The sequence below is a fragment of the Peribacillus sp. NPDC046944 genome (genome assembly GCF_050272735.1).
Taxonomy (GTDB): Bacteria; Bacillota; Bacilli; order Bacillales; family DSM-1321; genus Peribacillus.
This window is the reverse complement of record NZ_JBNNML010000003.1, coordinates 148,936-172,197: the sequence shown is the minus strand read 5'-3', so window position 1 is coordinate 172,197 and position 23,262 is coordinate 148,936. Positions and strand designations below refer to the sequence as shown.

Here is a 23,262-nt window from a genome sequence, read left to right as displayed (position 1 = left end):
CTCTCGTCCCTATGCATTACGCATAGGGACGGGAGTTTTTTGTTTGCCTTGAGGAATCCTAGGCAAAAGATGCTTCCCGCCCCTGAATCTGAAATTTAGTAAGCCGCTTTAAATAATCTGGAGGTGTACGATGAATATTCAAAATATGATTTTAACTTTGCAAAAGCATTGGTCTGAGCAAGGCTGTATCTTAATGAATGCTTATGATGTCGAAAAAGGTGCCGGGACGATGAGTCCTTATACCTTCCTTAGAGCAATTGGGCCAGAACCCTGGAGTGTTGCTTACGTGGAGCCTTCAAGACGTCCTGCAGACGGCCGGTATGGAGAGAATCCTAACCGTCTTTATCAACATCATCAATTTCAAGTGATCATGAAGCCTTCTCCGGATAATATTCAAGAACTTTATTTGGAGTCATTACGGAAGCTAGGCATCAATCCATTGGAGCACGACATTCGCTTTGTTGAGGATAACTGGGAAAATCCATCCCTTGGCTGTGCGGGTCTAGGATGGGAAGTATGGTTGGATGGAATGGAGATTACCCAATTCACCTATTTCCAGCAAGTTGGTGGACTAGAGTGTAAACCAGTCTCCGTCGAAATTACATACGGAATTGAACGTTTGGCTTCATACATCCAAGACAAAGAAAATGTCTTTGAACTTGAATGGACGGATGGATTTACTGTTCGTGACATCTTTGGCCAACCGGAATACGAGCATTCAAAATATACATTCGAGACATCCAACCTTGATATGCTGTTCGAACTTTTCACGATGTATGAAAAGGAAGCGCATCGTCAAATGGAGGAAGGTCTTGTACATCCGGCTTATGACTATGTATTGAAGTGTTCCCATACGTTCAATCTGCTGGATGCCAGAGGTGCCATTTCAGTAACGGAAAGAACGGGTTATATTGCCCGTTGTCGTAATTTAGCGCGTAAGGTTGCCAAAACTTTTTATGAAGAGCGGGAAAAATTAGGCTTCCCGATCCTGAAAGTGAAAGGGGAGAAAACAAATGAGCAAGCGTGATTTGTTATTGGAAATTGGGTTGGAGGAGCTACCGGCTCGATTTGTTACAGCTTCTATGAAACAGTTATCCGACAAAGTACAAAAGTGGTTGACACAAAAAGCGATTGAATTTGGTGAAGTCGAAGCATTTTCAACACCAAGACGTTTGGCGATATTGGTAAAAGATGTTGCGGAATCACAAAAGGACATTGAAGAAGAAGTAAAAGGACCGGCTAAGAAGATCGCTTTGGACGCCGAAGGCAACTGGTCTAAAGCAGCGTTAGGTTTTGTAAGAGGACAAGGCATGACGGCTGAGGATATTTATTTCAAAGAACTTAAAGGTGTGGAATATGTCCATGTGAATAAATTCATCAAGGGGCAACCGACAGCTCAGTTATTGGCGGAGCTACAAGAAATCATAACTGGCATGACCTTCCCGAAAAATATGCGTTGGGCCAACCAGGACCTTCGCTTCGTCCGTCCGATTAAATGGTTAATTGCTTTGTTCGGTAAAGAAGTAGTACCTTTTACCATAGCTGAAGTAGAAACAGGCCGAGAAACGAAAGGTCATCGCTTTTTAGGTGAAAGTACAGTTATTGAAACTCCTGACCAGTATGAAAAGTCACTTAACGAACAATTTGTCATGGTCAATCCAGACAAACGCCGTACCGTGATCTTAGATCAAATCAAAAACCTGGAACAGGAGAATGGCTGGATCATCCCGGTCGATGAAAATCTTCTGGAAGAGGTAAATAACTTGGTTGAATATCCAACGGTGTTATTTGGCCGTTTTGAAGAAGAATTCCTTGAATTGCCTTCTCAGGTGCTGATTACATCGATGAAGGAACATCAACGGTATTTCCCTGTAAAAGATCAAGATGGAAAGTTGCTTCCTTTCTTCGTTACCGTTCGAAATGGGGATGACCGTCACCTGGATATGGTATCCAAAGGCAACGAAAAAGTATTGCGTGCCCGTTTATCGGATGCAGCTTTCTTCTACAAAGAAGATCAGAAAAAAGAGATTGCTGATGCTTTGAAAAAGCTGGATAGCATCGTTTACCATGAAGAAATCGGTACTCTAGCCGAGAAAACTGAACGTGTAACAGAGGTAACCGGAGCATTGGTGGATGCCTTGAAACTGAAAGTGGATAAAGAATTGGCGCTACGTGCTGCAGAAATAGCCAAGTTTGATTTAGTGAGTCATATGGTTTATGAGTTCCCTGAATTACAAGGGTACATGGGTGAAAAGTATGCCCTTCTAAAAGGTGAAGCGAAAGAAGTGGCAACAGCGATCAATGAACATTATATGCCACGACATGCAGATGACGATGTACCTCCATCCTTAATCGGGGCACTTGTGAGCGTAGCGGAAAAAATTGATACACTGGCATCATTCTTCGCCATCGGAGTGATCCCTACCGGTTCTCAAGATCCATATGCTTTAAGAAGACAAGCAAGTGGAGTCGTTCAAATTCTAGCGGAGAAAAAGTGGGATATCACACTGGAGGAACTTATCACTTTGGGTCTTAAAGGACTTGAAGCAAAAGGCCTCTTGAAACGTGATATGGATGATGTAAAAGCGGATATGCATACATTCTTTAAAGCCCGTGTGAAGCATTTGCTTCAGGAACTACACATTCGCTATGATTTAATCGATGCTGTTTTGGCTAATGAAATTGGTTATATCCATTCTGTTGTTGAACGCTCTCAGGTATTAGAAGCAAAGAAAGAGGAAGCCGGCTTTAAAGAAAGTCTTGAGGCGTTAAGCCGTGTCATGAATATCGCTGGGAAATGCGATAATAAGGTGACAGTGAACCCGGCTGCTTTTGAAAATGTAGAAGAAAAAGCGTTGTATGAGAAATTTGGAACGGTTGCTTCAGCCTATGCCGAAACGAATGATGAGATGGAGCATTTCGAACAGCTTATATCGCTTCAAAGCGAAATAGAGGCTTATTTCGAGCATACAATGGTCATGGCGGAAGATGAAGCCGTACGTAATAATCGTTTATCCCTTATGAAAGAAATTAGTGATTTAGTTTCCAGCTTTGGGGCTGTGAACAAAATAATCCTTTCTTAATCCAATGAAATGATCGGGACCCTTTTTATGAAGGGTTTCCGATTATTACAACTAATAGAGATGAAAACTGCTTTTATCAAATGATATAGTATATAATCGTTATATGAAGATCCTTTGTTACTTTACTCTGCGAAAAGCAGTAGGGTGGTGATTACAATTCAATTGAATAAACGTCAGGAACAGATTTTACAAATTGTTAAAGAGAATGGACCGATTACTGGAGAGCATATTGCAGATAGGTTAAGCTTAACGAGGGCGACGCTTCGTCCGGATTTGGCTATCTTAACGATGGCCGGTTTTCTAGATGCACGTCCACGTGTCGGGTATTTCTATACAGGTCGCTCGGGTACACAGCTATTGACAGATAGTCTGAACCATCTGTATGTTCGGGACCATCAATCGATCCCTGTCGTTGTGGACGAGGGTATATCTGTTTACGATGCGATTGTCATGATGTTTTTAGAAGATGTCGGCACTATGTTCGTAGTGGATAAGCATGCTTTACTCGTAGGGGTACTGTCCAGAAAAGACTTGCTCCGTGCAAGTATTGGGAAACAAGAACTGAATTCCATCCCGGTCAATATCATCATGACAAGGATGCCTAACATTACAATGTGTACTAAAGAAGATTTATTGATCGATGTTGCCAAAAAATTGATTGAGAAACAAATTGATTCATTACCTGTCGTCAAAGAAACAGAAAAAGGCTATGAGGTAATTGGAAGAGTGACGAAAACCAATATAACAAAAGCATTCGTAGCTTTAGCTGATGAAGGCTATTAGGGGGGCTTGCAAAGGAATGACGGAGAATATGAACGGTTCTATTATATATGTTGTATCGGATTCAGTTGGGGAAACAGCGGAGTTAGTTACTAAAGCTGCGGCTAGTCAGTTTTCTAGTTCCGCTTTTACTATTAAACGAATTCCGTATATTGAAGATGAACATAACGTGGATGAAGTAATTTCACTGGCCAAATTAGATGGGGCAATCATCGCCTACACTCTTGTGAAGCCTGCTATTAGAGACTACATGAAAGCACAGGTGGAAAAAGAAAACCTGTCTGCTTATGACATTTTAGGACCGCTCATGGATATCCTTCAGGAAAGAACATCTAAAGGACCTCTTAATGAGCCGGGGCTCGTAAGAAAACTTGACGATGATTATTTCAAACGTGTGGAAGCCATTGAATTTGCTGTAAAATACGACGATGGACGGGATCCACGTGGGATTTTACGTGCGGATATCGTGTTGGTTGGTGTTTCTCGCACGTCCAAAACACCTTTGTCCCAATATTTAGCTCATAAACGCTATAAAGTGGCCAATGTTCCTTTAGTACCAGAGGTAGAGCCGCCAGAAGAACTATTCCTGGTCCCGCCTGAAAAATGCATTGGGTTGAAAATAAGTCCTGAAAAGTTAAATCATATTCGGAAAGAGCGATTGAAGTCACTTGGACTCAATGATCATGCTATATATGCGAATGTGGAACGAATCAAAGAAGAGTTGACATACTTTGATAAAATTATTTCAAGGCTCGACTGCCCAATCATTGATGTTACGAATAAAGCTGTCGAAGAAACGGCCAACTTAATTATGAATATTCTTCAAAATAAAAATCGGTAGATTTCTCTTATTCTTAAAATTGAGATTAATCAAAATGTGAGCTGGACACTTTTAGTGTCGGCTCACATTTTCATGCTCAAGGTTTGTTGGGTTTTAAATGTAAAACATGGATGACACTTACATAATTCCTCTTTTGTTAAACAATTCACAACCCACTTTTTAGATGTTTGAAATTCAGAATCTAATTGGTAGCATCTTTTTAAAAAATAGATTATAATAAAAAATTGTGAGAAAAAAGTAATCTTGAGGTTTAGACTTGGTTATTAAGGAATAAACTAAGGATTATAAGAAGTCAAGTTTTTTATCATAAAAAAATTCGACACATTCAGTATAATTGATGAGGCAAAATAGGGTGTAACACTTGTTTAGAGGATACCGTTTGTATATTCTTGCGAATGACTTCAGGATAAGTGTTTGGAAGTTTCATTATATCTCGATAAAGTTTAGGGGAGAAAAAAGGATTATGCAGAATGATGTAGAATTAAAAGGTATGATAAATAAACCAATAATACATGTTGACGCCGATGCATGTCCGGTGAAAGATGAGATTCTTCATTGTGCAAGACAATGCGATGTCGATGTCTGTTTTGTTGCATCATATAAAAATATGATGAACAACCCTGAAGGCAAATGGGTATACGTCGATGCAGATAAAGAAGCAGCAGATCTTTATATAGTGAATTCTGTAAAAAAGGGTGATATTGTTATTACTGCTGATATTGGATTAGCTGGTACCCTGCTTCCTAAAAGCGTTTATGTTCTATCTCCGAGGGGAAAAGAATATACAAATGAGAATATTTTCATGCTTCTCGATATGCGCTACCAGTCAGCGAAACTTCGCAGGCAGGGGAAGCATACGAAAGGACCGAAAGCCTTTACAAAGGATGACAAAATATGTTTTACAAATAAACTTTTGAAAATTTTGTCGAATTTTGCAGGGAATCAGAATTCAATATCGAATTAAAAAACTATCACCAAAATCGCAAGGTGAAAAAATGACAAATGGTCGTATAGAAGATGAAAAGATAAATCAGATCCGAGAAGCAGTGGACATCGTCGACTTGATTGGAGAATATGTCCAGCTGAAGAAGCAAGGACGGAATTATTTCGGGCTTTGTCCTTTCCATGGTGAAAACTCACCATCATTTTCTGTTTCCGCAGAGAAGCAGATTTTCCATTGTTTCGGCTGTGGTGCAGGTGGGAATATTTTCACTTTCTTAATGGATATCGAAGGGTATAATTTTGTGGAATCTGCAAAGGTCCTGGCTGAAAAAGGGAATATACCTTTGGACATTGAAATAAATAAGGACTCCCAACGATCTAATATGCCGGCTGGTTCTCAACAGATGCTTGAAGCCCATGACTTGCTTCGAAAGTTTTACCATCATCTTCTTGTAAATACCAAGGAAGGCCAAGAAGCTTTGGAGTATCTCCTTAATAGAGGATTTACCGAAGAAACGATTGAAAAGTTCCAAATTGGTTACTCACTGGATTCTTGGGATTTTGTTTCCAAGTTTCTTTTAAAAAGGGGTTTCCCGCCAGAATTTATGGAGCAGGCTGGGTTGATTATTTACAGGGAAAAAGATGAGTCATACTTTGACCGTTTTAGAAATAGAGTCATGTTTCCAATTATGGATCATCAAGGGAATACGATTGCGTTTTCGGGTAGAGCAATGGGGGACGATGAGCCCAAATACTTGAATAGCCCCGAGACCCCAATCTTTAATAAAAGTAAAACTTTATATAATTTCCATCAAGCAAGACCGCACATTCGCAAGAAGGAACAAGTTGTAATTTTCGAAGGTTTTGCCGACTGTATTTCCGCAGTCCGTGCCGGAGTGGAGAATTCGGTTGCTACGATGGGGACCGCTCTAACCGATCAGCACATTCAACTTTTAAAAAGAAATACGGACCAGGTTTTAATCTGTTATGATTCGGATTCGGCTGGTTTGAATGCAGCTAACCGCGCAGTTAACATGCTACAGGAAACGGATTTTACCGTTAAGGTAGCACTTATGCCTGATAATATGGACCCCGATGACTACATAAAGGAATTTGGTGAGAAAAGCTTTGTTTCTGAGGTAATAGGGGCCAGTTTAACCTACATGGCATTCAAGATGCATTATTTACGTCGAGGAAAAAATGTAAATAATGAAGGAGATCGAATTCAATATATCGAAGAAGTCCTTAAAGAAATTTCTCGTTTGCCAAGTGCAGTGGAGCGGGATCATTATCTTAGGCAGCTATCCTCCGAGTTTACACTTTCGTTGGATGCGCTTGAACAGCAGCAACGACAGGTATTTTTTGCGGAACGTAAAAAGGGTACACTGCCACAACCTGCTGCTCAAAAGAAAATGACCCTTCAGTATGAGCATAAATTAAAACCTGCTCATCACAATGCTGAAATTAAGTTGATGGCCCATATGCTGAAAAGCAGGGAAATGACTTATAAGATTCAACAGTTGCTTGGACAAACACTCTTTCATGTAGATGAACATCAGGCCATCATCACCTATTTATATGCTTTCTATGAAGATGGACACGAGCCTGATCCAAGCTTTTTCCTTACTTATTTGCCGGATCCAAACTTGAGAAGGATCGTTTCGGAAATAGAAATGATGTCAGTTAATGAGGAAGTTTCCGATAAAGAACTGACTGATTGTATAAATCAAGTGTTGAAATATGAAAAGATGTTAAAGATAAAAGAAAAACAGGCAGAAGAAAAAGATGCAGTGAGACGCAGCGATCCTAAAGCTGCCGCCAGAATTGCAATGGAAATCATTAAGTTGCGCAAAATGTTGTAGTTGTTTAGGTGTAAGACCTGGAAGGAGGGGAACTAATGGCTGAAAAACCAGCACGTTCCAAACAAGTTGATAATGAATTTAGCCTTGAGCAGGTTAAAGAAAAATTAATAGAGCTAGGTAAGAAAAGAGGCTCTTTGACCTTAGAAAAAATTGCCGAAAAAATTGGCGGTTTCGAATTAGATTCCGATCAAATGGATGAGTTCTATGAGGTGCTAGCTGAAAATGGAATCGAGATTCTCACGGATGGTGAGGAAGAAGAGGATGAAGATGATCCGGATTCCAAAAAACTTGCTAAAGAAGAAGAGTTTGACTTAAATGACTTAAGTGTTCCTCCTGGTGTTAAGATTAATGATCCTGTCCGGATGTACTTGAAAGAGATCGGTCGGGTCGACCTTTTATCTGCAGAAGAGGAAATCTCTTTAGCGATGCGAATCGAGGAAGGGGACGAAGAGGCAAAACGCCGTCTAGCCGAAGCCAATCTACGTCTGGTAGTCAGCATAGCCAAACGTTACGTAGGACGCGGTATGCTTTTCCTTGACTTGATTCAAGAAGGAAATATGGGTCTTATCAAAGCGGTAGAGAAATTCGATTACCGCAAAGGGTACAAGTTCAGTACCTATGCAACTTGGTGGATTCGTCAGGCCATCACTCGTGCGATTGCTGACCAAGCAAGAACGATCAGGATACCGGTGCATATGGTTGAGACCATCAATAAATTAATCAGGGTACAAAGACAGCTTCTTCAAGATCTTGGACGTGAACCATCTCCAGAGGAAATTGCAGAGGATATGGATTTAACTCCGGAAAAGGTTCGTGAAATCTTGAAGATTGCTCAGGAGCCTGTTTCATTGGAAACCCCAATTGGTGAAGAAGATGATTCACACTTAGGTGATTTCATTGAAGACCAAGATGCGACTTCTCCATCTGAACATGCTGCATACGAATTGTTGAAAGAACAACTTGAAGATGTGTTAGATACACTGACTGATCGTGAAGAGAATGTCTTGAGACTTCGCTTCGGACTTGATGATGGTCGTACACGCACTCTTGAAGAGGTAGGTAAGGTGTTTGGCGTAACCCGCGAGCGTATCCGTCAAATCGAAGCTAAGGCACTACGAAAGCTTAGACATCCAAGCCGCAGTAAACGCTTGAAAGATTTCCTAGAATAGAATAACGCCCTTTACAGAGCCCTCTTTGAATGCCCAGCGTTCGGGAGTGGCTCTTTTTTTCAGCCATTGGTGTGGAGAATAATCCTTTAAAGGAAATCAACACCAAATCCGACAGGCAGGATTAACCGAAAAATAAAAAAACACAGTACGCATGAGGAAGTGTATTCATGGATGAAACAAGAAAGAAAATCATCATTCAAGAAATTAACTCTTGGAAGCAAAGTCGCATGCTCCCAGAACAATATTGCAATTACTTACTAGCCTTATATAGCCAGGGGGAGGCACAACCTGTTACCCCTCAGAAAAGCAAAAGCCGTAAAAAAGAATGGATTAATGGGATTGCAATGGGTGCTCTTTTTTTAATTAATATATTTTTGAATTATTTTACTGAAATATCCAACACAATGCAAATAGTCGTGACAACTTTCTCCATCCTTGCTTTTCTTTTCTTTCTTCGACGCTTCAAGAACACGAAACTCCTTTTACTATTATCTTTAATAGGATTGTTATTGTTAGTGTTAGTGGAAACAGTGCAAGTAACCGAGCTAATCGCTGCTGGAAAGAGGAGTATCCTGTATATAGGCTTATTTTTCAACTGTGGGTTATGGTTATGGATTGGCCAAAAATATAAGCTGCTCTATTTTTCGATATCTGGAATTTTGGGATTAGTTGTAATAGCTTACTTTTTATTGATATAATTAAAAACAGATGCTTGTTTGTTTTATCATGAATAGGGGTATTATGGAAATAATCCAAGAAAAGTCAAAATTGTTCGTAAATATACATAAATTTTTGACAAATTTGAGAAAAAATATAATATCTTCTATTTTTGGGGTTTTACTTGAAACTCTTTTCAAGTAAAATAATATATAGTAATTTGTATATAATATTAAATATGGTAAGTTTAGGTTCTACATAGAGGAGGAAATACTATGAATCGCAATCCAGTTATGCCTTTTATTATTATCATGGTTTTTGGTATTGGACTTATGTTTTTACTTTCATTCAAAGGTTTAGGAGATGCCAAAGATCTTGCTAAAGAAAAAGAAGGCGGAGAAAAAACAGAGGAAACGGAAAGTGCCTCATCCTCACCTGAAGACATTTATAAACAGAATTGCATTTCATGTCATGGTGATGCCTATCAAGGTGGAGTCGGACCTGCCCTTAAGGGTGTTGCCGACCGTTTATCCGAAGATGAAGTCAAAGAAGTCATCGCTAATGGACGAGGAGCTATGCCTGCTGGTTTAGTTGACGAATCGAATCTCGATGCCATGGCAAAGTATATTCACGGATTAAAATAAGCAGGAAGCTGATTCAAAACGTACATTCGTTTTTGAATCAGCTTTTCTTTTATCTTCGGTATTCTCCTCCTTTTCCCTGATGGATCCCCCCATGTTGTCCTCGTTCTGTAATTTTTCCTTGGAACTTGTTATAATCGAAATGGGAAATGAAATGATATAAATATGAATTTGAAATAAGAGAGTTGATAGTATAATGAATCACGAGAAATTATCAAAGAGATTAGAAAATGTCGCGTTACATATACCGAAAGGGAGCATTCTGGCCGATATCGGTTCCGATCATGCTTACCTGCCTTGCTATGCTGTATCCAATGGGCTCTGTGACCGTGCGATAGCGGGTGAAGTTGTGGAAGGTCCCTATCAGTCTGCCCTTAAACAAGTGAAGGGAACGCGATTAGAGGACCTCATAGAAGTCCGTAAAGGCGATGGGCTTGAGGTATTAAAACCGGATGAAGCTACATGTGTTACTATCGCAGGAATGGGCGGTACATTAATCGCTAGTATATTGGAAAATGGGAAAAAAAAGTTGGGGAAGGTGGAGAGACTCATTCTTCAGCCCAATGTAGGAGCCCTAAACGTTCGTAATTGGCTAATTGATAACGGTTGGGAATTAATCGATGAAGATATTCTGGAGGAAGATGGAAAGATCTATGAAATCTTGATTGCGAAAAAAGGGGATCCTCTTCAGCCCTATCATGAAAATAAGCAAGTTGGGCTTATGTTCGGGCCATTCCTGTTAAAGAAATTCAGTGATACTTTCATAAAGAAATGGCAACATGAGAAGGCGCACTTCGAAAGAATCATTGAGCAATTGGATGCGAGTGGCCGAAGTGGCTTAGAAACGAAGCGCAAGGAAATGGAAGTGCAAATTTCATTCATTGAGGAGGTGCTTAAACGATGAAAACAGCTAATGGTATGCAGATTATTGAAATGTTCGAACAGTTCTCTCCGAAACGATACGCAATGGAGGGGGATCCAATTGGACTACATGTCGGGGAATTGAATAAGCCCGTTTCAAAAGTGATGATTGCACTTGATGTCCTGGAAGAAGTGGTGGATGAAGCGATAGAAAAAGGTGTCGAACTGATCATTGCCCATCATCCCTTGATTTATCGGCCGTTGAAGAAAATAGATACAGCTAAGGCTAGTGGCCGAATCATCGAGAAATTGATCAAGCATGATATTGCCGTTTATGCCGCACATACTAACTTGGACATAGCCAAGGGCGGTGTAAATGATTTACTTGCTGATGCATTGCAATTACAAAATACAGAGGTCCTTGTCCCTACCCATGAAATCCCTCTAAGAAAATTAGTGGTGTATGTACCAAAAGAGGACGAACAAAAGGTAAGGGAAGCCTTGGGTAAGGCAGGAGCCGGTTCGCTAGGGAATTACAGCTACTGTTCGTTTACAGTTGAGGGTACAGGCAGGTTTTTACCCGGGGAAGGTAGTGAACCGTCGATTGGTACACGAGGCAAGATTGAAAGGGTTTCAGAAGTGCGAATTGAAACCATATTCCCTGAACCCATTGAAAAAAAAATACTTTCTGCGATGATTAAAGCCCATCCATATGAAGAAGTGGCTTATGATATTTATAAGTTGGAAAACAAAGGCGAATCCTTGGGGCTAGGCAAAATCGGGGTTCTTGCAGAAGAAATGTCCCTTGGACAATTTGCCGAGCATGTTAAAGAGACTCTCGAAGTGGAGAATGTCCGTGTAGTTGGAGACCTGAACAGTACCATAAAAAAAGTTGCCGTTCTTGGCGGTGATGGAAATAAATACTTCACGACCGCTAAGTTTAAAGGTGCCGATGTGTATGTAACGGGTGATATGTATTATCATACGGCTCACGACGCCATGATGATTGGATTGAATATCGTGGATCCGGGCCATAATGTTGAGAAAGTGATGAAAAAAGGTGTAGCTCGAATCTTGAATGAGATGTGCGTCAATAAAAATTTGGAAGTAGAATTCATACCTTCTGAGCTCAATACAGATCCTTTTACATTTATATAAAAGGATAGAAAAAGGCAGCCACTACCATTTGTGGCTGCCTTTTTTTCAGGCTTTCTTTACTTTGATTTTAGGTAATATTTTATGCAAGGGTGTTTTCTTTTCCGTATCCCATGTCGATTCGTCAGTAGGTTCATATTGTTCAAGGAATCTAATGACCTCTTTCGTTATAGGAGTAGGCGTCGAAGCTCCCGAAGTGACAGCCACCGTTTTGGCATCTTTTAACCATTCGAGGTTCAGTTCGGAAATATCGGCTATGCGATAAGCCGTGGTTCCTGCAATTTCTTCGGATACTTGTGCAAGCCGATTGGAGTTATTGCTTTTTGGGTCACCGACGACGATAAGGACATCCGCTTCTCCAGCTTGTTGTGCTACGGCCTCTTGACGGACCTGTGTGGCTAAACAGATTTCTTTATGGACCTCAGAATGGGGGAACTTTTCCTTCACCTTCTCCATGATGTCCAGGACATCCCATTGACTCATTGTCGTTTGATTGGTCACAATGATCTTTTCACTATTCAATGATAAGGCTTCGACATCTTCAGCATTTTGCACGAGGTGAACGACATCAGGGGCTACCCCAACTGCTCCCTCTGGCTCAGGATGTCCTTTTTTGCCGATATAGATGATTTGATACCCTTCCGATTCTTTTTCCCTGATCAAGTCATGTGTAGCGGTAACGTCAGGACAAGTAGCATCAAGGGTGACAAGGCCTTTTTCCTTCGCAATCTTCCGAATCTCAGGGGAAACGCCGTGAGCGGTAAAGATGACAGTTCCCGTTTCCACCTGATTGATGATTTCATTTCGGTTACTGCCATCTAGCGTTATGATCCCCTCTTCTTCAAAAGCATCGGTAACGTGCTTGTTATGAACGATCATTCCTAAAATGTAAATAGGGCGTGGCAAGGTTTTATCTAAAGCCGCATTCCTGGCAATAACCATGGCATCAACTACTCCATAGCAATAGCCCCGCGGGGAGATTTTATTTACTTTCATCTATGTGTCCTCCTTCAAAGGCAAGAAACTTACGCGTATTCCCTTCTATTATATAAGACCATAGATGATTTTACAAAATATCGTATTTCATGAATGATGCCACGGGCGCAAATTTATAATGGTTTAAATATAAAGTTTAGGTCCGGATGATCGATTCCTTGTCTTTTTGGGGAGAGCCTCGGCAGCCGGTTCTACGTTTAATTCGATTTTTGGCTTATCGCTATTCACAGCGGGTTCGGGTTCCTGAATCTTGGGAGAAGTGGTTAAATTGGTGTTTTCTTCTGCTGGTTTTTCCGTTTCTTCACTTGATGATATGCTGCGGAACACCTTCCACATGGAGGGGAGGTTTTTAATTACTGGCCCATACTGCTGCACCATTGGCGTGAATTGCTCGGCCGCTTGCAATACCTTTTGGGTGTTGTTTAGCATATTGTTGAGTGAATCGGGTTTGGTTAAGTTCTCCAGGATGCCGCCGCCACTACTTCTTGAAGAACTAGTGGTAGTGGAATTGGCTGGTGCGAATAAGTTTGGGGGAGCGGCATTTTGTTGTTTGGACCTACCTAGAAGCTTGGCTAAAATCCCTTCTTTCTTAGGAAGTTGCTGTTCTGGTCTTTGTTGTTGATTGAAGGGGGCTCCTCCACGGAAGCCTTGTTGAGGTCCCGGTGGTCCTTGTGGTCTTCCTTGAGGCGGCCTCATTGGCTGAAAAGGGTTGCTGTTTGGGTACTGTGGTCCCCTGAAGGGTCTTGGTTGCTGCATCCTTTGGCCATTATTAGGTTGCTGGAATCCAGGACCGGGGGAACGGTTTCTATCTTGGAACATAGGTTTCACCTCTTTATGGTTTAGGTATTGATGTGTTCTTCCCTATAAATTATGCAGCATGGTAAAAAAGGTTTGAGGAAAGGATAGATGGAATGTTGTGAAGTGGTCGGAAAGAAGGTAAGATGGTAACGGTAGTCTTTTTGCTCCATGTCTGCGGGGGATACGCTATGACCAGGACAGGTGCTTTTCTTTTGCAAGAGTCCATTAAGAGAACTGACCAAAGCGCTTGCGCTTTTTGTATAATCCAGCTCCAGCGTCTAGCTCGCTGTGAAAAAGATGATGGACCACATAAGGCAAAAAGCGCCTTATGGGCCAATCCCTATTTTCTTCACGAGCTACCAAGACGCTTGCGCTTTTTGTATAAAATTTATTATAATAATAAGACGTGTCTAATGAAAGACAAGAATAAAGGAGATATTTGATGAAACAAAACCAATTTGAACGATTTAATTTGAAAAGCTACATTCTAGATGCAGTTCGTACTTTAGGGTTCGATAAGCCGACGGAAATACAGGAACGCGTGCTCCCGTCGCTTTTAAAGGGAAGTAGCTTAATTGGACAGTCGCAGACAGGTACAGGGAAGACTCATTCCTATTTGCTGCCGATTATGAACAAGCTTGATGCTGGGAAAAATGAAGTTCAAGCGATTATTTCCGCACCAACCCGTGAGTTAGCGAATCAAATCTACAAAGAAGCTTTGAAAATTGCGGACCATTTCCCTGAAGATGAGCAAATTCAAGTACGTTGCTATATCGGTGGTACCGATAAACAGCGTATGATCGATAAATTGAAGACCCAGCCACAGTTGGTCATTGGGACTCCAGGAAGAATCAAGGATTTGGTTGAGGCTCAAGCCCTTCAGGTATATACAGCTACAATGCTTGTGGTTGATGAAGCGGACCTTATGCTCGATATGGGCTTCCTTGAAGATGTTGACCAATTTGCTTCCCGTATGGCGGAAAAAATTCAAATGCTTGTTTTCTCGGCAACCATTCCGGAAAAGTTAAAGCCATTCTTGAATAAATATATGGAAAACCCGAAATATGTTCAAGTTAATCCGAAACAGGCGACAGCCGCAAAGATTGAACATGTTCTGATACCTCTTCGTCACCGTAACAGGGAGCAGTTATTACATGATATCATCGTTCGTTATAATCCGTATTTGGCTATCGTTTTCACCAATACGAAAAAAATGGCGGATCATGTAGCCAACTCCCTGATTGAAAAGGGATTGAAAGTGGGCCGGATCCATGGAGATTTATCGCCTCGTGACCGTAAGAAAATGATGAAGCAAATCAATGATCTGGAGTATCAATTCATTGTCGCTACTGATTTGGCTTCTCGCGGAATTGATATTGAAGGTGTCAGTCATATCATTAACTATGAATTACCGACGGACCTGGACTTCTACATTCATAGAACGGGAAGAACTGCCCGCGCCGGATACTCAGGAATTGCAGCAACGATATATGGTACATCTGATGAAGATGCATTGAACCGCCTTGAAAAGATGGGGATTGAATTCCATGATGCCGATATTCAAAATGGCGATTGGGTAGATATAGACGAACGTAACAAACGGAAAAATCGTAAGAAACAAAAATCAGAGATAGATGTAAAGGCAAGCAGGCATGTTAAGAAGCCGTCTAAAGTTAAACCTGGTTACAAGAAGAAAATTCAACGTGACGTGGAAAACTTTAAAAAACGCGAACGCCGCATACAAAGAAAGAAATAAAAGGGAGTAATTAGATGCTGAAGATTGGGTCGCATGTTTCAATGAGCGGGAAAAATATGCTACTTGCTGCGAGTCAGGAAGCGGCTTTATATGGTTCCAATACATTCATGGTTTATACAGGAGCCCCGCAAAATACAAGACGCAAGAAAATAGAGGATTTGAATATTGAAGCAGGTAGACTGCATATGGAGGAGAATGGGATAACGGATATTGTTGTACATGCTCCATATATAATCAATATTGCCAATACCACAAATCCAGCTACTTTCGACTTGGGAATCAATTTTTTGCGCAGTGAAATCGATCGGACGGAAGCAATCGGTTCGGGTCAAATCGTCCTTCATCCTGGTGCCCATGTCGGTGCAGGCACTGAAATCGGAATTAAAAGAATCATTGAAGGTTTAAATGAGGTTCTTTCTACAGATGACAAAGTGCAAATTGCCCTTGAAACGATGGCAGGGAAAGGTACGGAATGTGGCCGTTCTTTCGAAGAATTGGCAATGATCATGGATGGTGTAATCCATAACGATAAGCTATCTGTATGTTTCGATACGTGTCATACACATGATGCTGGATACAATATCGTCGAAGATTTCGATGGAGTCCTGAATGAATTTGATAAGTTGATAGGCGTTGAACGAATCAAGGTGCTCCATATCAACGACAGCAAAAATGTCCGTGGTGCGCATAAGGACCGTCATGAGAATATTGGTTTTGGACATATCGGCTTTAAAGCGTTGAATTACATTGTCCATCATCCTCAGTTAAGCGAAGTTCCAAAAATCCTGGAAACTCCTTATGTAGGAGAAGACAAGAAGGATAAAAAGGCTCCGTATAAATTCGAAATCGATATGCTTAAGAACCAGCAATTCGACGAGGGTGTACTGGAAAAAATCATGTTGCAAATGTAAGTAGAAGGGACGATCCATCGGCATGTCGATGAATCGTCCCTTATTTTACATAGGAAATTAGATGATGCCGGCGACCCTTGTTTACATATTGGCGGTAAGGTTGTTGAAAAGGGTTTCGATTGCCCGGGCCGTATTCGCTCCTGCCACTTGGGTGATTTGACCAAGAACGTTTTGCCTTTGGCGAATATCGAATATATTGATGTTTTTACCGGCCAGCAGTGCAGTAATATCACTTGCCTGTTTTTGTGTTAGACTAATCTGATGTTGTTTAGCAAGGGAAAGTAGTTCATCCGGGCGTATCTGATTTATTTTATGGTTGACCATCATTTCGAATAATTTCATACGATCTCCTCCTCCTTTAAAACATATGAAGAAAGATAGGGTATGTGAACTCGAAAGTTTACGGATTGTTGGAAATTTACGGATGTATGGTTTTTGTTAACAGTTAGACCATGTGAAGTCTGGAGCGAATTCTTTACTTCTGAACATCTTTGATTTATACTAACCTTTGTTAATCGTAATGATTCTTAAAAAAAAGGTGATAGTTTTGGACAATGTAATCAACCCCATCGTTAAATTAGAAGATATATCTTACAAATATACAAAAGATTTAGTGCTGGAGCATGTATCACTTGAAATACCTAAAGGGGCCTTTTTAGCTATCGTCGGTCCGAATGGATCCGGTAAATCCACTCTGTTGAAGTTGTTACTTGGTGTATTTAAACTCCAAAAAGGAAAAATTAATTTATTTGGGGAAGATATCCGACGCTTTAGGGATTGGCAAAAGATAGGGTTTGTTTCTCAAAAGGCAAATTCCTTCAATTCCGGTTTTCCTGCTACCGTTTTTGAAGTGGTTCAAAGCGGTTTGACAAAAAAAATCGGCCTGTTCAAATTCGCAAGCAAAGAAGACAAGAAAAAGGTGAAGGATGCTCTGGAATCAGTGGATATGCTCGAGTATCAAAACCGAAACATCGGTGAATTATCCGGAGGTCAACAGCAGAGGGTGTTTATTGCGCGGTCAATTGTCAGTGAGCCTGAATTGTTGATTTTGGACGAACCAACTGTTGGTGTTGATTCAAAAAATGTCCATCAGTTTTACGAAATGCTTGAGATGCTAAATAAAAAATTGGGGATTACCCTAATATTGGTTACACATGATGTCGGTACTGTGACCGATAAAGTCACACATGTTGCCTGTTTGAACAAGGTGCTTCATTTTCATGGCGATGCCGTCGAATACAATGGCCTGAATGAGGAAGAATTGTCTTCCATTTACGGACATGGCGTTCAGTTTTTAAACCATAATCATTAATAAGTTTTGGAGGATAGCCCAATGATATCGGGGATATTGCAATTTGAATTTCTGCAGAACGCTTTTTTGACTGGGATCATCATCGGAGCGATTGCGCCACTTGTAGGCGTTTTTGTCGTGGTAAGACGGATGTCGATGATTTCCGATGCACTTAGTCATGTAGCGCTAGCAGGAATTGCATTCAGTTTATTGCTTCAGAAAAGTTTTCTTTCTCTTGCCGGATTGAATCCGCTTTATATAGGGATGGCCTTTTCTGTTGGAGGTTCGTTATTCATTGAAAAGTTAAGAGGGGTGTACAAGCATTATCAAGAGCTTGCCATACCCATCATCATGGCTGGCGGCATGGGGCTTAGCGTCATTTTCATTTCCGTTGCAGATGGTTTTAATACGGACTTATACAGTTATTTATTCGGAAGTGTCAGTGCAGTAAGCCGTACAGACTTGTATCTCATCATGGGAGTGGGCATTGCAGTCGCTTTGATGTTAGCCTTGTTATATAAAGAATTATTTTTACTATCCTTTGATGAAGAACATGCCAAGGCTTCAGGTATCCCATATCAAGCCATTCATTTTATTTTTATCGTGATGGTGGCATTGGTGATTGCTGCATCGATGAAGATTATCGGGATATTACTGGTATCTTCACTTATGACATTGCCTGTGGCAGCAAGCCTTCGCTTTGCAAAAGGCTTTAAGCAGATGATTGCCTTTTCCGTCATATTCGGGGAAATTTCTGTCGTGGGAGGACTATTCATATCCTATAATATGGATCTTGCTCCAGGCGGAACGATCGTGATCATCGCAGTGCTAATACTTGTCTTATCAATTTTATTGGATAAGTGGAAAAATCGATAGGTGGGGTGATTTTTTGAACGTAACAACTGCCATGCAATTACTTAAAGATAAAGGGTTTAAACATACAGGAAAAAGAGAGGAAATGCTGGCTCTTTTTTCTTCAAGTGATAAATATTTAACCGCTAAAGATGTACTGGAGAATATGAAGCGAGATTATCCTGGCTTAAGCTTCGATACAATTTATCGAAATCTTTCCTTGTTTGTCGAGCTTGGAATCTTTGAGACAACTGAATTGGAAGGTGAAAAGCATTTTCGCTTCACTTGTGGACATTCTTCCCATCATCACCATTTCATTTGTTTGAATTGTGGTAAGACAAAGGAAATCGAAGTATGCCCGATGCAGGAGCTTCAGGAAAGTTTGAAGGACTATGAGGTTTCAGGTCATAAATTCGAAATTTATGGTCGTTGTCCCGTCTGTATATCGGTAGAATCGTAAAAAAAACCATTGACTCCTGTCAATGGTTTTTTTACGATCCTATTTTAAGCTTAACGGCTTATCGGAGAGCCAATGGTTGACCCACTGAGAAGCTTCCATCCAGTTATCCACCCTGAAAACCCTTTCTGGAACCGGTCCTTGATTATATGGTGTATTGAATAAAAGGACAGGGATATTACATTCTTCAGAAATGGCGACCGCATTGTCATACTTGTCCTCTAGAAAGAGATCCACGGCGTATTTTTTGGCTGTGGCGACTTTATCATGGGAACCGACTAACTCCAGATGACTGTATTGGACCTGGTTCTTCGTAAACCAGTCTTTTGTTACATCAAGAAGGCGGTCACTCCTGGCACTGATGAAATATAAATCAGCGTGCTTCATCCAGTCCTCGAGAATGTCCTTTGCCCCTTCAGCCATTAAGGATTCCGAATAAATGGTCGGTTCGGTTTCGATGAACCATTTTGTGAAGTCTTCTTTGGGTACATTGACGAAAGGGAATAAATCATATTCATTAATGTCTTCATAAGCTAAATTTAATTGAAAAGCTTTATTTAAATAGGGAACTAGGGTATCGGGTCTTGTTATGGTCCCGTCAATATCGATACCAAATCTTTTTTTCATGATGATTCTCTCCTCATTTTCAGCAACAGTTATTTTAGTGTATCATATTCAAACAAGCCATTGGAAACAATACATATTTAAACCAAGACATGCAACCTTTATCATGAGGGTTATTCGCTATTATACATATACTATAAATGCTCCTAAAAACGAAAGTGAGTGATGGATCAATGGAAGAAGATCAATACTCCATTAATGACAAGGATCATTCAACTGAAGCGGGAAAAGATCCAGTGGTTGTCGTGGATGATGAACATCATGAGCGGTACTATACAGAAGAAAATGCGGTAGAGCAAAGGGCTTATCAAAAAAGAAACGATACTTCAGTCCAAGATAGTCGTTACCAGGAAGAAACTTCTGCCGAGATTTCCACCATTCCTTATGAAAGTAAAATGAATGGACGGTCGAATGCTTCTGGTAAAGCATCGGGTGGAACAGGTATAGGGGCCATTGCGTTAATCATTTCCATTCTCTCGTTGTTCATGATGCCCTTTATATTGGGGATCCTTGGGATCATTATTGGTTTTTCAGCCCGTAAAAGGGGATCGAGCATGGGCTCATGGGCTATAGGTATAAGTGCAGTTTCCATCATTGTGGGCATATTCATCCTGCCGTTCTTTTAAGGAGCATGTTTTTGCTGTTTCCGTTTGTAGCGGAGACAGCTTTTTTGTGGAAACAAAAAAGCCCTGATTAGAATCAGGGCTTTTTTACCTATTTAATGACCGCATTAGCCGCTTCTTCTGCTTCAGCTCTTTGCTTTGCATAATACTCTTCGGCGATTTTGTCGATTTCTATTTTTAATTCCTCAACCATGGTTTCTTCAGGTACTTTACGGACGATTTTACCTTTTCTGAACAGTAAACCTTCGCCTCGTGCTCCGGCAATGCCTATATCAGCCTCACGTGCTTCACCAGGACCATTCACTGCACAACCTAGGACAGATACCTTGATTGGTGCTTTAATCGTCTGGATATACTCCTCGACCTCATTTGCGATGGAGATAAGGTCGATTTCAATTCGTCCACAAGTAGGGCAAGAGATTAGTGTGGCCATATTAGAAGCAAGCCCGAATACTTTAAGGAGCTCCCTTGCTACTTTCACTTCTTCTACAGGGTCTGCGCTCAACGATACGCGGAGTGTGCTACCTATACCCTGGCTAAGGATGGCGCCGAGTCCAGCCGCACTTTTAACCGTACCGGAGAAGAGGGTGCCCGACTCAGTAATTCCCAGATGTAATGGATAATCAAAAGCTCTTGAAGCTTTTTCATAAGCTTCGACTGCCAAAGTAACATCGGATGCCTTCATTGACACGATGATGTCATGGAAATCAAGATCTTCCAGGATCTTGATGTGGTGCAATGCACTTTCGACCATTCCATCTGCTGTTGGATAGCCATATTTGTCGAGGATTTTCTTTTCAAGAGAACCTGCATTGACACCGATACGAATCGGAATGCCTTTAGCTTTGGCAGCTGTTACTACTGCTTCCACTTTTTCTCGGCGTCCGATATTCCCAGGGTTAATCCGTATTTTGTCCGCTCCGCCTTCGATCGCTTTCAAGGCTAGCTTATAGTCAAAATGGATATCGACCACAAGTGGAATATGGATGCGTTTTTTAATTTCAGGGATGGCATCAGCCGCTCTTTCATCCGGGCAGGCCACACGTACAATTTGACAACCTGCTTCTTCAAGACGAAGGATTTCTGCAACGGTTGCTTCAACATCATGTGTTTTAGTTGTTGTCATGCTTTGGATGATTACTTCGTTATTGCCGCCGATTGTTAAGTTTCCAACTTTAATTGGCCGCGTTTTAGTACGATGTATGATTTCACTCAAGTGGAATTCTCTCCTTTAGGAAAAAATCAATTTTGATTTTTCATTTAGTTCACTAAAATATTGTATCAATGTCCATACCGCTTGACAAGGAATAGGACGCATTACTTTTTTATTATGAAGTAAGTATACTCTTTTCAGTCGAGATTTTCTCGATTGAAGTTCGGCTATTTCTAGAAGACATCAATCCCAGCATCGGATAAGATAGATATATCATTACGGTTTATTAGTATGTGGGTACTTTGTACGTTTTACCAATTTGCATATTTTCAGGTTTTAACCCTTCATTCAAACTTTGGAAATCTGATATGACTTCTTCAATTGGCTTGTTTGATGCTCCCCTTTCATTTTCCATGATGGAGAGTAAGGTATCTCCAGGTTTGATGAGGACTTCTTTATATGCGATTGAAGGGGCCGAAGGTTTACTTACGGGCTCGGATGGCTGAACTGAAGTTGCTGACGATGGGGAGGTGGGTAAAGTTCCTGTAGTCATGTCGAAATAAATGATAAATAGAATGAAACAAATTGAGAAAAACATCAGTAACCTTTTCATTATTTCATCCCCCAATATGGTCTTTCATACATATATATTTGGGAGGATGGTGTATTATGCCTGAAATTGGGCAGGTTTTCCTGAGTGTCTTTTAAATAGAGTTTGTTTGGGCTGTCCTTTTTGAAGTTCATTCAAAAATCCCTTTGGTCATGCCATTTCACCCCTTACATACTGATTAAACTCTTATTATAGGCTTATGTTCGGGAATAGTTTGTCGATTTTAGGTGAACGGGAAAAATGATGACTACAGTCACATATGGTTAGGGAACAGGGGTGTCATATGGAATAACGCCCTGTACAAAAAACCAGACAGGCAAGAGCAAGTCTGGTTTTGATTTATTCTTATGATCCTATTTCTTCAGGATTATCATTCGTTTCTTTAATGGATAAGTGAAGCATAATTAACGACACGAACCAGCTAATGAAGGAAGCGAAGGGGACTTCTGCTTGAAAGGCGTCCATGATTGTGAAGAAAATAGTGGACAGCGTGATGCTATATGCGGCAATCCTCCATAGGTGTCTATACGATATTGAACGCCCCATGGTGCTCCGGAATATCGTCCCGAATGCAGCAAGAATGGTCACTTTCAAGAATGTTCCAGCAGCCGTGAATAAATATAAAGTCAGGAGAAGCAACGGCAGGATGATCGGTAGGACGGATTCGACGGAATGGATCCATTTGTATAAATCTTCATTATTTCCTTCTAAGAGTGAATAAGGAGAAGTTTGTATATTGCCATTCGATACAAATACAAGTTCGGATTTTAAAAGGGCCACTGCTTCATCCGTTTTTTCGGAAACATCTTTTGGAGTTAAGGAACCAGTGCCATCCACGAATATTTGGTAGTTTTCTTTTTTCAAGACGAATGGCTCTTTGTCAGCAGAGGTTAGCGTTCCATTTTTAATTTCAAAATCAGGCATTTCCTCCGAGACAGTTTCTGAAATCGCGTTTATTCCATTCGTAATCATTGTACCTAAGTAAAATGCGGAAGGAAGGAAGAATATGAGGCTCAAGAAAAATATATATAAAATTGTCTTACCAATTCCCTGGTTTTGAAAGGAACCGATATCTTTCGGTGAATAGAGGCTCACCCATAGTTGTTTGAATATGTTCATGATTTCAGCACCTATCTTATGATATTCCCCTCAATTTTAACTAGAGTTATGGAATAAAACAACCTGTATCAGCATTCAATG

General features: G+C 40.7%; 24 protein-coding genes and 1 other annotated feature (1 of these 25 only partly in view). Of the genes, 17 read left to right on the top strand and 7 right to left on the bottom strand.

Features of this window, described 5'->3' with window-relative positions; all coding sequences use genetic code 11:
• Positions 1-14, top strand: a binding site (T-box leader); it begins 162 nt to the left of the window's first position.
• Between the two features lie 116 nt (positions 15-130).
• The 11 genes from glyQ (at position 131) to ACQKIC_RS06420 (ending at position 11,994) form a co-directional block, all read left to right on the top strand.
• On the top strand, positions 131-1,027 hold the full coding sequence (gene glyQ / locus ACQKIC_RS06470; RefSeq protein ID WP_402869572.1) for a glycine--tRNA ligase subunit alpha: 897 nt from the start codon (positions 131-133) through the stop codon (positions 1,025-1,027).
• Positions 1,014-3,083, top strand: coding sequence for a glycine--tRNA ligase subunit beta (gene glyS / locus ACQKIC_RS06465; protein WP_427590524.1), 2,070 nt, complete (start codon positions 1,014-1,016; stop codon positions 3,081-3,083). The genes glyQ and glyS overlap by 14 nt, the downstream gene beginning before the upstream one ends.
• Positions 3,084-3,227: 144 nt before the next feature.
• Entirely contained in the window at positions 3,228-3,866 is a 639-nt protein-coding gene (locus ACQKIC_RS06460; protein WP_402869892.1) for a helix-turn-helix transcriptional regulator, read from the top strand.
• Positions 3,867-3,882: 16 nt separating this feature from the next.
• On the top strand, positions 3,883-4,704 hold the full coding sequence (locus ACQKIC_RS06455; protein ID WP_402869568.1) for a pyruvate, water dikinase regulatory protein: 822 nt from the start codon (positions 3,883-3,885) through the stop codon (positions 4,702-4,704).
• A gap of 490 nt (positions 4,705-5,194) precedes the next feature.
• Positions 5,195-5,668: a YaiI/YqxD family protein gene (locus ACQKIC_RS06450; RefSeq protein ID WP_402987336.1), complete on the top strand. Its 474-nt coding sequence runs from the start codon at positions 5,195-5,197 to the stop codon at positions 5,666-5,668.
• Between the two features lie 31 nt (positions 5,669-5,699).
• Entirely contained in the window at positions 5,700-7,508 is a 1,809-nt protein-coding gene (gene dnaG / locus ACQKIC_RS06445) for a DNA primase (protein WP_402986291.1), read from the top strand.
• Between the two features lie 35 nt (positions 7,509-7,543).
• Complete coding sequence (gene rpoD, locus ACQKIC_RS06440; protein WP_402869563.1) at positions 7,544-8,677, top strand: RNA polymerase sigma factor RpoD; 1,134 nt, start codon at positions 7,544-7,546, stop codon at positions 8,675-8,677.
• A 167-nt stretch (positions 8,678-8,844) separates the two neighbouring features.
• On the top strand, positions 8,845-9,375 hold the full coding sequence (locus ACQKIC_RS06435; protein ID WP_402958423.1) for a hypothetical protein: 531 nt from the start codon (positions 8,845-8,847) through the stop codon (positions 9,373-9,375).
• A 234-nt stretch (positions 9,376-9,609) separates the two neighbouring features.
• Positions 9,610-9,978: a cytochrome c550 gene (gene cccA / locus ACQKIC_RS06430; RefSeq protein ID WP_402869559.1), complete on the top strand. Its 369-nt coding sequence runs from the start codon at positions 9,610-9,612 to the stop codon at positions 9,976-9,978.
• A gap of 193 nt (positions 9,979-10,171) precedes the next feature.
• On the top strand, positions 10,172-10,879 hold the full coding sequence (locus tag ACQKIC_RS06425) for a tRNA (adenine(22)-N(1))-methyltransferase (RefSeq protein WP_427590523.1): 708 nt from the start codon (positions 10,172-10,174) through the stop codon (positions 10,877-10,879).
• Complete coding sequence (locus ACQKIC_RS06420; RefSeq protein ID WP_427590521.1) at positions 10,876-11,994, top strand: Nif3-like dinuclear metal center hexameric protein; 1,119 nt, start codon at positions 10,876-10,878, stop codon at positions 11,992-11,994. Before ACQKIC_RS06425 ends, ACQKIC_RS06420 begins: the two co-directional genes overlap by 4 nt.
• A gap of 45 nt (positions 11,995-12,039) precedes the next feature.
• Here ACQKIC_RS06420 and ACQKIC_RS06415 read toward each other — a convergent pair whose 3' ends face one another.
• Both ACQKIC_RS06415 and vrrA read right to left on the bottom strand, forming a co-directional pair.
• Positions 12,040-12,987 (bottom strand): 4-hydroxy-3-methylbut-2-enyl diphosphate reductase, encoded by a 948-nt coding sequence (locus ACQKIC_RS06415; protein ID WP_402869554.1) that lies wholly within the window; start codon positions 12,985-12,987, stop codon positions 12,040-12,042.
• A gap of 123 nt (positions 12,988-13,110) precedes the next feature.
• The gene (gene vrrA, locus ACQKIC_RS06410; RefSeq protein WP_427590520.1) at positions 13,111-13,806 is read right to left on the bottom strand and encodes a VrrA/YqfQ family protein; all 696 of its coding nucleotides are present in this window, start codon (positions 13,804-13,806) and stop codon (positions 13,111-13,113) included.
• Between the two features lie 421 nt (positions 13,807-14,227).
• On the opposite strand from vrrA, the gene ACQKIC_RS06405 reads away from it, so the two are divergent.
• Complete coding sequence (locus tag ACQKIC_RS06405; protein WP_402869550.1) at positions 14,228-15,541, top strand: DEAD/DEAH box helicase; 1,314 nt, start codon at positions 14,228-14,230, stop codon at positions 15,539-15,541.
• Positions 15,542-15,555: 14 nt separating this feature from the next.
• On the top strand, positions 15,556-16,452 hold the full coding sequence (locus ACQKIC_RS06400; RefSeq protein ID WP_402958431.1) for a deoxyribonuclease IV: 897 nt from the start codon (positions 15,556-15,558) through the stop codon (positions 16,450-16,452).
• A gap of 81 nt (positions 16,453-16,533) precedes the next feature.
• On the opposite strand, the gene ACQKIC_RS06395 is transcribed toward ACQKIC_RS06400, so the two are convergent.
• Complete coding sequence (locus ACQKIC_RS06395) at positions 16,534-16,794, bottom strand: DUF2624 family protein (RefSeq protein WP_402958434.1); 261 nt, start codon at positions 16,792-16,794, stop codon at positions 16,534-16,536.
• Between the two features lie 205 nt (positions 16,795-16,999).
• Here ACQKIC_RS06395 and ACQKIC_RS06390 point away from each other — a divergent pair, with 205 nt between their 5' ends.
• Genes ACQKIC_RS06390 through ACQKIC_RS06380 form a run of 3 tightly spaced genes read left to right on the top strand, consistent with a single transcriptional unit; the run spans position 17,000 to position 19,055 of the window.
• Positions 17,000-17,764: a metal ABC transporter ATP-binding protein gene (locus ACQKIC_RS06390; RefSeq protein WP_402869541.1), complete on the top strand. Its 765-nt coding sequence runs from the start codon at positions 17,000-17,002 to the stop codon at positions 17,762-17,764.
• Between the two features lie 21 nt (positions 17,765-17,785).
• Positions 17,786-18,619 (top strand): metal ABC transporter permease, encoded by an 834-nt coding sequence (locus ACQKIC_RS06385; RefSeq protein ID WP_402869540.1) that lies wholly within the window; start codon positions 17,786-17,788, stop codon positions 18,617-18,619.
• A gap of 13 nt (positions 18,620-18,632) precedes the next feature.
• Entirely contained in the window at positions 18,633-19,055 is a 423-nt protein-coding gene (locus ACQKIC_RS06380; protein ID WP_427590518.1) for a Fur family transcriptional regulator, read from the top strand.
• A gap of 39 nt (positions 19,056-19,094) precedes the next feature.
• Here ACQKIC_RS06380 and ACQKIC_RS06375 read toward each other — a convergent pair whose 3' ends face one another.
• The gene (locus tag ACQKIC_RS06375) at positions 19,095-19,679 is read right to left on the bottom strand and encodes a 5' nucleotidase, NT5C type (protein ID WP_402986274.1); all 585 of its coding nucleotides are present in this window, start codon (positions 19,677-19,679) and stop codon (positions 19,095-19,097) included.
• A 170-nt stretch (positions 19,680-19,849) separates the two neighbouring features.
• Here ACQKIC_RS06375 and ACQKIC_RS06370 point away from each other — a divergent pair, with 170 nt between their 5' ends.
• Positions 19,850-20,302 (top strand): DUF4190 domain-containing protein, encoded by a 453-nt coding sequence (locus ACQKIC_RS06370; RefSeq protein WP_427590517.1) that lies wholly within the window; start codon positions 19,850-19,852, stop codon positions 20,300-20,302.
• Between the two features lie 88 nt (positions 20,303-20,390).
• On the opposite strand, the gene ispG is transcribed toward ACQKIC_RS06370, so the two are convergent.
• The 3 genes from ispG to ACQKIC_RS06355 form a co-directional block, all read right to left on the bottom strand.
• Complete coding sequence (ispG, locus tag ACQKIC_RS06365) at positions 20,391-21,506, bottom strand: flavodoxin-dependent (E)-4-hydroxy-3-methylbut-2-enyl-diphosphate synthase (RefSeq protein ID WP_402869891.1); 1,116 nt, start codon at positions 21,504-21,506, stop codon at positions 20,391-20,393.
• 232 nt (positions 21,507-21,738) lie between these two features.
• Complete coding sequence (locus tag ACQKIC_RS06360; RefSeq protein ID WP_427590516.1) at positions 21,739-22,065, bottom strand: LysM peptidoglycan-binding domain-containing protein; 327 nt, start codon at positions 22,063-22,065, stop codon at positions 21,739-21,741.
• A 342-nt stretch (positions 22,066-22,407) separates the two neighbouring features.
• A complete protein-coding gene (locus ACQKIC_RS06355) occupies positions 22,408-23,181 on the bottom strand; it encodes a DUF1189 domain-containing protein (RefSeq protein ID WP_427590515.1) in 774 nt (257 codons plus the stop codon).
• Between the last annotated feature and the right edge of the window lie 81 nt (positions 23,182-23,262).